This window comes from Bdellovibrio sp. MYbb2, from assembly GCF_056175685.1.
In genome coordinates, this window is sequence record NZ_JBJKJI010000006.1 from 1 (window position 1) to 11,981 (window position 11,981).

Annotated in this window: 9 protein-coding genes; 4 read left to right on the plus strand and 5 right to left on the minus strand. The window is 50.9% G+C overall.

Features of this window, described 5'->3' with window-relative positions; genetic code table 11:
• Positions 1-907: 907 nt before the first annotated feature.
• Positions 908-1,816 (minus strand): PfkB family carbohydrate kinase, encoded by a 909-nt coding sequence (locus AC04MQ_RS18380; protein ID WP_015089882.1) that lies wholly within the window; start codon positions 1,814-1,816, stop codon positions 908-910.
• Between the two features lie 10 nt (positions 1,817-1,826).
• A complete protein-coding gene (gene rlmN / locus AC04MQ_RS18385; RefSeq protein ID WP_015089881.1) occupies positions 1,827-3,026 on the minus strand; it encodes a dual-specificity RNA methyltransferase RlmN in 1,200 nt (399 codons plus the stop codon).
• A 281-nt stretch (positions 3,027-3,307) separates the two neighbouring features.
• On the opposite strand from rlmN, the gene AC04MQ_RS18390 reads away from it, so the two are divergent.
• The 4 genes from AC04MQ_RS18390 to AC04MQ_RS18405 all read left to right on the plus strand — a co-directional run bounded on the left by AC04MQ_RS18390 (position 3,308) and on the right by AC04MQ_RS18405 (position 6,369).
• Entirely contained in the window at positions 3,308-4,459 is a 1,152-nt protein-coding gene (locus AC04MQ_RS18390; RefSeq protein WP_475392780.1) for an MFS transporter, read from the plus strand.
• Positions 4,450-5,247, plus strand: coding sequence for a hypothetical protein (locus AC04MQ_RS18395; RefSeq protein ID WP_475392781.1), 798 nt, complete (start codon positions 4,450-4,452; stop codon positions 5,245-5,247). The genes AC04MQ_RS18390 and AC04MQ_RS18395 overlap by 10 nt, the downstream gene beginning before the upstream one ends.
• A 103-nt stretch (positions 5,248-5,350) precedes the next feature.
• On the plus strand, positions 5,351-5,635 hold the full coding sequence (locus tag AC04MQ_RS18400) for a KH domain-containing protein (protein WP_475392782.1): 285 nt from the start codon (positions 5,351-5,353) through the stop codon (positions 5,633-5,635).
• A gap of 98 nt (positions 5,636-5,733) precedes the next feature.
• Positions 5,734-6,369, plus strand: a complete 636-nt coding sequence (locus tag AC04MQ_RS18405; RefSeq protein WP_475392783.1) for a substrate-binding periplasmic protein — start codon at positions 5,734-5,736, stop codon at positions 6,367-6,369.
• Between the two features lie 2 nt (positions 6,370-6,371).
• Here the strand turns inward: AC04MQ_RS18405 and AC04MQ_RS18410 are convergent, their stop codons facing one another.
• The 3 genes from AC04MQ_RS18410 to AC04MQ_RS18420 are packed head-to-tail and all read right to left on the minus strand — an operon-like array spanning position 6,372 to position 11,973.
• Positions 6,372-8,450, minus strand: a complete 2,079-nt coding sequence (locus tag AC04MQ_RS18410; RefSeq protein WP_475392784.1) for an NHL repeat-containing protein — start codon at positions 8,448-8,450, stop codon at positions 6,372-6,374.
• Between the two features lie 21 nt (positions 8,451-8,471).
• Entirely contained in the window at positions 8,472-11,729 is a 3,258-nt protein-coding gene (locus AC04MQ_RS18415) for a beta strand repeat-containing protein (protein ID WP_475392785.1), read from the minus strand.
• The gene (locus tag AC04MQ_RS18420) at positions 11,722-11,973 is read right to left on the minus strand and encodes a hypothetical protein (protein WP_475392786.1); all 252 of its coding nucleotides are present in this window, start codon (positions 11,971-11,973) and stop codon (positions 11,722-11,724) included. Before AC04MQ_RS18420 ends, AC04MQ_RS18415 begins: the two co-directional genes overlap by 8 nt.
• Positions 11,974-11,981 lie beyond the last annotated feature (8 nt).

Sequence of the window (11,981 nt, forward strand, 5' to 3'; positions counted from 1 at the left end):
CTTGGCATGAAGAGCCCAGTCGAGTACAAGGAGTCCGTGAACTTTTAACTGTGTCCAAAAAATCGGGGTTCACTCCATAACGAAGTGAATTCTCCGAATTAAGCTTATACGCACTCTCCAGACCTATATGAGTCATAAAATAAAGATGGTCGTTCAGAGGGAAGTCCGGAACCATTATGGGGGCCGGTCCTCCATAACAAATACTATCTTTACCGCCGGCACAGGATACTGCCGCCTCGGTGTCGGGTGCCGTATAGCCTGGTTGCCCAACAACCGGTGGGGTCGCTGCTGGATCGGCGGCAACAATACCCAAATTCGAACGCATATAGGTGTAAGGTCTAAACTTCAGAATAGGACAGGACGAAGCAACTGTCGTTCCCATTTTGAACTGCAAGTGACTGTAATACAGTTATGCCTCAGGGATAGAAAACGCACAACTAATCGTTCTTTGAGCCAGGGGCGACGCCGCGGAGATATTGCACTTATCACCTCCCAAACTTGTCATGGTCGGCCAGTCTGTGAACGCCGACGCATCCGTAGCCGTTTCCCATTGCAATCCGAGTCGGAAATACAACGCCGTTCCTGCTGGTGCGACTCCAACTGCACCTTCACCTGTTGTCGGCGTTTCTGTGCTAGGCAAGTCTGTTGGGACAAGAGCCTTTGGCTCTTCCGAACAGGAGACTGTCGACACTGCCACAAAAAACAGAACACTTATTAAATAAAGAGATGTTTTCATGCCCTATTCATCGGCAAGGCATAGATTCACGAAATATGTCTAAATAGAATTTGTTTGCTTCTTGCCTAAAAACCAGACTTTCAGTAACAAACAATGTTCAATTTATCTTCAATTCACAAAACATCTTAACAAAGAAAAAAGGCCTCCAGAGTGGAGGCCTTTGACAGGATCTTAAACAGTGATGACTTTTTTGTATTCAGTCAGGCGTTTTTCAAGATCGCCCAAAGTCACATTCGCCAAGGCTTTTACAGAGAAATCCTGGATCGTATGGGAAGCCATCATGGAACCCATGATGCAGGCTTGTTTCAAATTCGCGATAGTTGGAACTTCCTTCTGAGCTGCCAGATAACCGAAGAAACCACCAGCAAAGGTGTCACCCGCGCCCGTTGGATCAACAACTGTCGGGATCGGCATTGCTGGAAGGATGAAGTAGCCTTCGTCCTTCGTGTACATCGCAAAGCCGTACTCACCGCGTTTGATAACAACAGCCTTAGGGCCCATAGCAGTGATCATCGGAGCTGCAGAGATCGCATTGGCGGCGCCCGTCAGCATCTTGGCTTCACCTTCATTGATCAAAACCAGATCCACCTTTTTAAGAACATCAATCAGCTTGTCCTTTTTGATGGAGATCCAGAAGTTCATGGTGTCCATGCCAACAAACTTAGGGGATTTCACCTGCTCCAGAACCTGCAATTGCAGTTCCGGGGCGATGTTTGCCAGGAACACGAAAGAAGAATCTTTGAAATGTTCTGGCAACTGCGGATTGAAGTCCGCAAATACGTTCAGATCGGTTTTCAAAGTTTTTGCTTCGTTCAGGTCACCTTCATAGGAACCCGCCCAATGGAACGTTTTACCCGGAACTTTGGACAGACCCGCCAGATCCACACCACGGTTGTTCAAAAGATCATAGTCCTTCTGGTCATAGTCTTCACCAACCACACCAACAACACGGACTTTGGAAAACAGTGATGCTGCCAAAGAGAAATAGTTCGCAGAACCGCCCAAAGCACGGTCCACTTTGCCGGATGGAGTTTCAATGGAATCGTAAGCCAGACTGCCGACAACAAGAATTTCAGACATAATGTTACCTCTATTGTTGATTGTTTTGTTCTGCTTCTTGCGCAGCCAAAAGTTCACGTTTGTATTTAGGAAGACCCGCCAGACGAGAGTTGGAAATATCCATCGTCTGAGGACGCTCTTTCACCGTCGTCAACTGACCGCAAGCCGCGAAGATGTCACGACCCATGGAGCGACGAAGAAGAACATGCGCGCCCAGATTCATCAATTCAGTGTGGAACGCCTGGATCGTGTCGTCATCAGGACGCTCGTAACCAGAACCCGGGTGTTCATTGAACGGAATGATGTTGATTTTGCACGGAACGTCTTTCACCAGTTTCACCAGCTGACGAGCGTGCTCCAACTGATCGGTGATACCTTTCAGCAGTACGTACTCGAAAGTGATCTTGTCTTTGGAAACACGGTAGTGCTCTTTACAAGCTTCCAACAATGTCTTGGTGTCCCAGCGTTTATTGATTGGCATCACCTGAGTGCGGATCTCATCATTAGGACCGTTCAAGCTGACTGCCAGGCGGACCTTCGCATCAGCCACACGCCACATTTCCGGCACGATACCGGAAGTGGATACCGTGATCTTTTTGCGGGACAGATTGATACCCCATGGGGAATGAATCACGTCGATCGTTTTGAAAACTGCTTCCGGATTGTCCAGCGGCTCGCCCATGCCCATGAATACGATATTGGTGATGCGCTGGCCTTCAGCCAAACGGTCGTGAACCTGCATGAACTGACCCACGATGTCTTCTGTGCGCAAACGGCGTTTCAATTTCTGTTTGCCGGTAAAGCAGAATTTGCAGGCCATGTTACAGCCCACTTCAGAGGAAATACACAAAGTCAGACGGTCTTCGGAAGGAATCACCACCGCTTCAACGGACATGCCGTCTTTCATGTCGAACAGGAATTTCTGGGTGCCATCAACCGACTTCAAGTGCTGAAGAACCGGAGGCAGCTCGAAAGAAAGCATGGATGGAAGATCCTGACGGAATTCCTTGGACAGATTGGTCATCTGCTCCGGATCAGTCACACGCTGTTCGTAAACCCATTTGAAAATCTGCTGAGCACGGAACTGCTCTTTGCCTTTGCTTTTGATATAGGCTTTCAGATCTTCCAGTGTCAGGGAGTAAAAATTGACAGGTTGATTTTCAAGGGGTTTGGCGACGTTGTCGTCAGAATAATTAACGGGCGCAAGAGTGCTGCCGGCGTTTGCTTCCATCTTCGGGCTCCTTGGCTTTTTACAGCCGTGCTTGTTACAGCTGGGACCTTACCTTCACTAAGGCTGATCCCGTTGGTTAAAGGATTATGTGTGCGGCGTTTGTAGCACAAGCACCCCCCTTTTCCTAGGGATTTCATATAATTGGGTGCCCATTAAGGGGGCTTCAGAGTCTTTTTCAGGAATTCTTACACCATCTGCCTAAGCCCTGACCAACACTGCAAAGAATCCAGTGCCCCTTAGCCCCCCTTGTGTTTCCCCCGCGGGCCTTTATATTGGCCAGCATGATTTGGCCCTTTATATTTCTATCCTACGCCAGCCTGTTTGTTTTCGGCCTGACCGACAACATCCGAGGGCCTCTATTTCCTGAAATCCTGAAACAGTTCGGGGTCAGCGACGGCATGGGTTCGCTGATGTTTGCTTTTTCCAATATCTCGGGGCTGATTTCCAGCTATGCCTGCCGCTATCTTTTGCGCCGTTTTGACCGTCTGACTGTTTTGAAAGCGGGCACTCTGGGGCTGATCATTTCACTGCTGGGACTTGCGGTGTCCCCGATCTTCCCGGTGTTTTTGGTTTTCAGTTTTGGTTTTGGCTTCAGCATGGGGATTCTGGGTCTGGTGCCCAATGTGCTGGTTCCGATGGGTTCAAGCCCTGAACGCAAACAGCGAATGCTGGCGGGTCTTCACACCATGTATGGCCTGGCAAGTTTGATGGCTCCACTTATGGCAGCCTCGATTGAATATCTGACAGGAAGCTGGAGATGGACCTTTGCAGCAGCCACTGTGGGTCCGATGGCCCTGTACCTTTACATGCTTCATCCCAGCCACAAGTCGCTGCACACCCGCTCAACCGTCACCGATGATCAGCATCGCGCCAACAAACAAAAAAACCTGAAGCCCCAGTTGTTCCTGGCCATCATGTTAAGTTTTGCCGTCGCTGCCGAAATTATGGTGTCTTCGCGTCTGGCGCTTTACATGCAAAGAATCTGGGATTTCTCGATGGAATCATCCAGCATCTATGTCACATACTTTTTTGTGTGCATGGTGCTGGGACGATTTGCCTTTGCCGTGATTCATTTCCGTCAGTCGGCGCGTTTTCTGCTGTCTGCCTCGGCGGTGATCTGTTTGGTGGTATTGCTGGCGGGTATTTATATTCATCCGCTGTTTTTGGCGGGTACGGGCCTTGCCATAGCTCCGTTCTATCCTTTGGCGATTTCCTGGATTTCATCCGAGTTTCCCGAGGATCTGGATACCGCTGTGACGTACATGATGACGACAGATTCCCTGATGCTGATTCTGATGCACGTTGGGATTGGCAAACTGACTGACTTTTTCGGCATTCAAAATGCAATTCTGGCAGGTTCGGTCTTTCTTGTGGGGTCCTTTGTTATGGTCAACAGCTATGCGTGGCTGTTTAAGAGGTCCAAATGCGCTTAAGTCTGTTTGCTGTTTTATTATTTGTATCCCAGCTGGCTATTGCAGACCTTGAGCTTCCGCATGAAAGCCGGTTGCCGGCATTGATGCTGAATCAGAACGATGAAGAACTTTATCTGCGCGGGGTGATTCCCGGCACAGGGCCAAGTTCCCTGTGTGGTCCGACCAGTGCCTTGAACTGGTTGCAGCTTGAGAAAAAATCCCTTTCAAAATCCCAGCAGATTGACCTGCTTGAACAGGCCGCCGCTGCAAGTCTTGCTCAAGGCACGAACGTCAATCATGGCCTGATCGAACCGCAATTGATTCAATATCTGCAGAATCTGGATCAACTGACCAGCCAGACAAATCGCTATCACGGCAAGGGCCGCTATTTCAGCGGAGCCGAACTGACTGTCGAGGATCTGCTTTCTTCAAAACCACAGATTCTGCTGTTGCGCTATGATTCCCGCCCCCGCCCACAAATGCCCGTCGGTCGAGGCCGTGGCCCCCGTGATGGCGGTGGACGAGACGGCGGACGCGACATGGGAATTCCTATCCTGGATGAAAATGAAATCCGTGGCTTTCACTTTGTTCTGAAAGTGGCCGCCAATTCCGCGACTCAGGAGATTTTGTTCATCGATCCGGAAAATCCAGGTCGCTATTCCCGTGCACGCCTTGAGATCCGCACCAATCCACGCAATCAAAAGCCGGAACTGCGCCTGGTGCCGAATTCAACGAAGGATCTTGCAAGCTTCACTGGTGGCGGGATGTTGCTGTGGACGGCGCTGTCTGCTATTGAAAAATCCAACTGATGTATCGGGGCTTGTCTGCAAAGCCCCAGTTTCATGCGCGTAAAGTCGCGTTCTTTCCTGCGACACCTGCACAAACACAAGCGTTCCCGCATAAACTGACTTCATGAATACCACCATCGAAATCGACTTGTCCCAACACCGCGAAACTGGACGCAAGCTTGTCCAGGAACTGATGAAAGAGCTGGTCAACGACAGCTCCAGCGTCCAAGTCAGCACCGCAATTGGAGAACGCACCACCATTTATCAAGTGAATTTCAACAAGGAATGCATTGGTCAGATTTTAGGTTCCAAGGGCAGGAACATCTCGGCAGTACGGACACTGATAGCATCAATTTCTGCCCGCAAGGGATTTCGCGCGATAGTTGAAATTCCCTATTTTGAAGACTAAGATGCCTTGTGCATTTCAAGGTACTTTTTCTTTTACCATTTTTCCTGACGACACAAGCTCAGGCTAAATCACCACTCAAAACGGTGATTGGTGAAAACATGTCTGCACCTTGGTACATTGCCGGCCCCAACGGCGAAGCCAGCGGCATTACAGCGGACTACATACGTGCCCTGGCGCAAGAGTTGAACCGGAAAATCGAGATTCAGGTTTTACCCAAGTTCCGGATCAAAGAATCCTTCGAAAAAAGCAAGACCGACCTGAACTGCTATACTTCCCGAGAATGGGCGCATGTCAGTGAAGATGAAGTTCACTGGTCCGAGCCACTTTTTATTTCAATGAATCTGATTGCATCCAACATCACGCCACCAAAGTCATTGGCTGAATTAAAAGGACAAAGAATCGGAACCGTCCTGAAGTACAACTATCCCAGTCTGCAAAACAAGTTTTCAGGCGGAGATCTGATTCGCGACGATTCTTCAAATGAAGAGGCCAATCTGCAAAAGCTCGAAGGATCCCGCTTCAATTACGCCATCGTTGAAAAGGTTCACCTGGCCTATTATCTTAAAAATCATAAGAACTCAAAAATTCACAGACACGGTCTGGTGACAGAAGAAGTTCCCGTACGCTGCTGGGTGCGCGAAAGCGCCGCGCTGAAGATTGAGGATCTGAACAAAGCCATTGCCACAATCAAGGCCAACGGCACTTTGGAAGGCATTTTCAAAAAGTACCGGTAGAACTAGGGACGCGGAATCCACTTCACAACGTCATCGCCAACAAAATACAGCTTTCTTCCAACGACACAAATTTGACGGGCCAACCCGATTTCAGAGTTTCGTCCGCCATTTGATATCGATCCCGTATACGCAGGATTTGAACTGGTTATTCCGGCGATTGTCGTCACGACACCCGCCTGAGTGATCTTGCGAATAGCTGAAGTGCCAGACTGTGTTAAATAAATATTCCCTGACGGATCCACAACAATACCTTGCGGATAGGAAAAACGGGCACTGCCCCCGGTGCCATCTGTATCACCCATATCGCCCGCTGTCCCCGCCAATGTGGTGACATCGCCGGAAGCAGTGATCTTTCGAACAAGCTGATTGTCCACGTCCGCCACAAAGATGTTTCCGGAAGAATCTCTGCCAAGTCCCGCAATCCGGGTGAACATCGCACTGGTTCCGTTCCCGTCGGCGCTTCCCTGAAAACCTGCTTGCCCGGCGAAAGTGGTTACCACTCCGGACAATGTCACTTTTCGAACTGTGTAGTTTCCGGCATCTCCGACATAAAGATTTCCGGCACCATCACTGACAATGCCAGCGACACCACCAAACTGAGCCGCGGCACCTGTGCCATCAATGGTGCCGGAAACACCAAAACCGCCCGCCAGTGTTGTCACAACTCCGGCAGGAGTGACCTTGCGGATGCGGTACTCGTCGGCAACATAAATGTTGCCATCTTCAGCGACAGTCAAAAAAGTCGGATACTGAAAACGGGCGGCAGAGCCCGTGCCATCATCAGCTCCTGTCAGTCCAGGACTTCCGGCAATTGTCGTAACCACCCCCGCAGAGGACACCTTGCGAATCGTACCGCTGTCGGTATCTGCGATATAGAAATTGCCAGCGGCATCCGCAGCAATTCCATCCGGGTCGTTAAACGACGCCGAACTGGCAGCACCGTCAGCAGAACCATCGCCATCCCAATTGTGAGTCCCCGCAACCAGGGTCACCACCCGGGAAGGGCTGATTTTTCGCACCGTCATTGCAGCAGAGTCCGTCAAAAACAAATTGCCTGAGGCATCCGCGGCAATCCCGGTCGGTGAAGAAAACTGGGCCGCCGCACCCGTCCCATCGGCACTGCCATAAACCCCGTAAGTTCCGGCAAAGCTTGTTACAACTCCGCTGGGTGTGATTTTCCTGATGGCGGTATTGTCTGTATCAGAAACATAGAGGTTGTCCGAACTATCAATCGCCAGCCCTTGGGGCCAGTTGAAGGTCGCTGCGGAGCCGGTCCCATCATCAGAACCGCTGACATTGGCCTGCCCAGCAAAGGTCGTCACCACTCCTGCTGGTGTGATCTTGCGAATGGTTCGGCAAGATGAACTGGACACAAAAATATTGCCAGCTGAATCAGCCACAATTCCCGTCGGATAACTGAATCTGGCGGACATCCCGGTTCCGTCACCACAGCTTCCTGAAGTTGCGCCCGCAAACGTTGTCACAACTCCGGCCGGAGTCATTTTTCGAATCATGTTGTTGTTTTTGTCAGATATATAGAAATTTCCGTCAGAGGCAACGGTGATATCCTCGGGACTGTTGAATCTTGCTGCCGACCCGGTTCCGTTCGCACTTCCGGCATTGCCTGCGGCCCCGGCGACAGTTGTGACCACACCTGCTGGAGTGATCTTGCGGATCGTATGGTTGTTGCCTTCCGTGACGAAAAGATTTCCGCTGCTATCAATAGTAATGCCTGTGGGATAGCTGAACTTTGCACTTTGACCTGTCCCATCGGCATGACCAAAGATCCCAAATCTTCCTGCAAATGTAGAAACAACTCCGTTGGAAATCTTACGTATGACTGACGCGTTGCTATCCACAACGAAGATATCCCCAGCCGCATTCACTGCGACGTCACGGGGCTCACGAAATCTTGCACCACCTACAGGTCCATCAATCATGGCTTCGGCTTTTAACTGCCCTGCAAAAATCTGCAGCCCCACATCCCTTTTCTGCCAAAGTCCCCCACCAAATCCGAAAAGATTCACTGGCAGCAGCAACATGAGTCCCGTTGAAAGAACCGACAGGATTCTGATAGGCATAGGCCCCCCAAAATTCTTCACTTAGTTAAAGCCCTCGACCCACGAAACATAGATGACAGTGCCGACCTTCATCAAAGTGTAAATCACATGACCCGGCGCTGGTGTTGCATTGCTGGGCTGATAGCGGAAGGTCGAACCGGAATTTGTAAAGCTGCATGCGCCGGTATGGGTATTGTTCTGTACGGCAATGGTGTAGGTCGTGCCTTCAACCATATTAGCCAGATCCCAACTGGCACCTGAACAACCCGTCGATGTGTGCTGATAGTTCCCAAGAGCCATATCAATACTTGTAGGTGAAGAATCATTCACCAAAGCAGAAGCGATGACGCCATTGACTCTCAGTTTTGCGTCGGGATCACTGTTTACACCAATACCCACATTTCCCGAAGGAAAGGCATTCAAAACTCTGGTGTTGTTCGTAAACAATGTGATGGGACGAACACCACCCGACCCAAGCACCACGGCATTGGAAACTCCACTGGCGCCACTGTTCGCCCAGCCAACGAAGCCTTCAGCCACACCGCCGGAATTGAAAAACTCCACCGAGCTAAAGCCGCTGGAACTGCTGTTCTGAACATTCATCGTACCTTGTCCGGCAGAGTTGTTTGTCACAGAAAGATTTCGGTCCGCGACGGCTGCGCCAATCGCCACCTTACCGGCGTTGAAATAGATGTCTGAACCTGAGGTTACCCACTGGCTTGCTGGTATATTCGTGTTACAGATGATCGAGTTCGCTCCATCAGAGGTGCACATTTTATTACCGGTGATTCCCGAAACCCCGATGACCGGAATATTACCTGAAGCCGCTCCGGTGTCCCGGGTTGCCACAGTGCCAAGTCCCAGGTTGATTCGCGCAGTCCCCACCGTGGTTGCGCCTGTTCCGCCATTTGAAATCGACAAGGTGCCACTGATATCTGAACTCAGATTCACAAGAGAATTCACCCAAGCTGAACCATTGTATCGCAGATGGTGACCCGTCAACGGGGACGTGATCGCAGCAGACAACTTACCGTTGAAGTTGTCATAGTCCGTCTTGCTGATAAGACCTGCCGTCACTGACGCTGTCGAAGCCATTGGAATGTTCAGTGTGTGTGTATTTGAAGCCGAGCTCCACGCAGGAAAATTTCCAGTTGTTCCAACTGCCAAAGACTGGGAACTTCCAGACTGACCCGCGAAAGAATTAATGCCTGATCCGGCAATGTCCAGTGCCTGAGCTGCAGTTCCATTCCAGACTTTTACCTGATTGGCGTCACTGTTGAACCAGACATAACCTTTGTGAGTCGCATTCAAAGTCCCCACCAGGGTTGCTTCCTGAGCATTGGTGTGGATCGCCATTCCCAGCGCGCCGGTCATCGTGCCACCACTGCGCTGCAAAGCCCCTGTGACGCGGGAATCATCCCCGGCGGCAACACTACCTGCCGCAGTACCAACGTTTACGCCCAGTATTCCCGAGGCGTAGGTCAAAGGTGCATTTACCGTCACCGCTGAATAAGAACCGGCACTGTTGCGCTGAACGATCCCCGTAGTCACCATCGAAAGCAGGTCCGTGGCAAAAATATCACCCCATTTTACCCCGGAAACTTCAGCACTATCGGCGATCAACGCCTTTCCGTTGAAACCGACCGCCATACGCTGGTTCGCAGTCCCATTATGAACAAGCATATCTCCTTTGGTGGTCAGCGGAGACAATGCACCAAATGCGGCTACCGCCGTCGTCTGCCCCGTACCACCCTTTGAAATCGGAACCGTATTTAAAGTAATTGCATTGTAAGTTCCCGAGACTTCACCACCAAAGGTGGTCGCGGTCCCGAGCTTCGCCGCAAATGCCGCATAGTCGGTGTTACTAAGTAATCCCGCAGTCACCGAACCCGTCGCCGCCATAGGTATATTCAATGTATGAGTATTGGACCCTGACACCCAGGCCGGTGCCGTACCAGCTGTGCCGTTCGCAAGTGCCTGCGCCCCACCCGTCTGACCACCCAGGCTTGTAATTCCGGAACCGGCAATTCCCAGCGCCTGAACCGTGGTTCCGTTCCAGAATTTCACCTGATTGGCTTCACTGTTATACCAAGTGTAACCTTTGTGGCTTGTTGAAAGCCCCCCGGTCAAAGTGGTTTCCTGTGCATTCGTGTAAGTTCCCAAACCCAGGGCGCGCTGCGGGCTCATCAAAATATAGCCTGTTGCAGTCAGGTCGTTAAAGCCCATGTTCAAGGCACCAGCCATCGTGTCGCCGTTTTTACTGACGGCATCAGTGACGCCATATCCTGCCAGAGTGGTTGGTTTGCCTGTCGTGATTTTCGACCAATCCAAAGCAGGAACATCCGCAGCCACCAAAGCACCGTTGATCCATGCCCCGCTATCAAAACGCAGAAAGTGACCATTTACCATCATGGACGTATTCACTGCCGTACCCTTGATTTTATCAACGGTATTTGAGCCCACAGCACCACTGACGTCACCTGCCAATGTCGGTGCAGAAGGAAGCCCCGTCCACGTCCCATCACCGCGAAGATAAGTGGTGGCATCTGCGGTCCCCGACGGAGTCATTGTTGCCAATGGCCCCAAACCCAGATTAGTGCGCGCCGCTGCGACGGTATTGGAGCCCGTACCGCCGTTAGCCACAGCCACAACACCTGTGACATTGCCTGCGGTGACCGCTGTCGAGGAACTGTAAGTGCCCGCCAGAAGATTCGCCATCACCGAACTGCCAAACCAGGCTTCAGCTGCGGTCTGAGTCAATCCCAGCGGTGCATTGACGTTGATAAAATCCGCCGAGGACTTTCCATTCACAGTTTCCGCGCTGCCGGCGCTTTCCGCATGCACGGCCAATGGTGCCGATCGCATGTTGAAATCCGCAGTGATTCCCAGACTGCTGACCACAACACGCAGCTTGCGACTGTCAGTCGCCTGTGGAACATAGTCCGTAAAGCCATTGGAACAGGTAAGCCCGGTTTTGGACTTGTCATTAAAGACATCCTTAAAGCTCAAGGCCGAAGTTGCAGTTTTATTCCCGCGCCCCACAACCAGATAAAGATATCCTTTTTCAATCTGCACACCGGAATGCAGTTCTTCCCAAAGAATGCAGGAATTGCCATCACTACGAAGTCCCAGGATCTGCACCATCACATTGGATGTCACAGAGGGGAACGTGGGACTTGCAGGATTGGAGGTGTCTTTAATAACACCCTGGAAAGTAATCCCCTTGTTGCCATTGGTCTGAGCCAAGGACAATGAAGAATGCATTAACAGACTCAACACCAACAACATGGATTTATTCATAAGCGATAACCCCTTCTACAACGTAGTTCCCGCTAATCCGTCTTTCCGTTGTCTCTGCAATTTGTCCTTGAACCTGATAATGACCAGAAACGGCCACTTCAGTGCTTTGATAGTCTTTGTCGTGACGAATCTCCGCCGGCACCGGAGTCAGCACATTGTTCATGTCCCAAACACGGGCCTCGATAGAGCATCCGGTGGTAACCACAACCACAAATGATATTGCGAAAGTCACAATCCAAAACATCCCTGACT